Source organism: Chitinophaga sp. GbtcB8 (assembly GCF_019091455.1).
In the GTDB taxonomy this organism is placed as follows: Bacteria; Bacteroidota; Bacteroidia; order Chitinophagales; family Chitinophagaceae; genus Chitinophaga.
Genome location: NZ_JAGXJN010000549.1, coordinates 1 through 228, shown reverse-complemented (window position 1 = coordinate 228; position 228 = coordinate 1). Strand labels below are relative to the sequence as shown.

The 228-nt window shown below is 50.4% G+C and carries 1 rRNA gene; it reads right to left on the bottom strand.

The window, feature by feature from the left end:
- Positions 1 to 228 (bottom strand): 23S ribosomal RNA (locus KVT36_RS32535); the annotation flags it as partial.

Below are 228 nucleotides of genomic sequence, written 5' to 3'. Positions count from 1 at the left end.
CCGAAGCTTTGCAGTCCTATCAGGTCCACCATCTCCTGCGGATATCCCTACACAAAATTTCACTACTCCCTTTAACGCACTATTCCGTATGTGCGCAGTCCTTTCACTACTCCGTTACCCCATCGAAATTATAGCAGGTACTGGGATATTCACCAGTTTGCCATCAGCTGCGCCTCTCGGCTTTGCCTAAGGACCCGACTAACCCTGATCCGTTTACCGTTGGTCAGG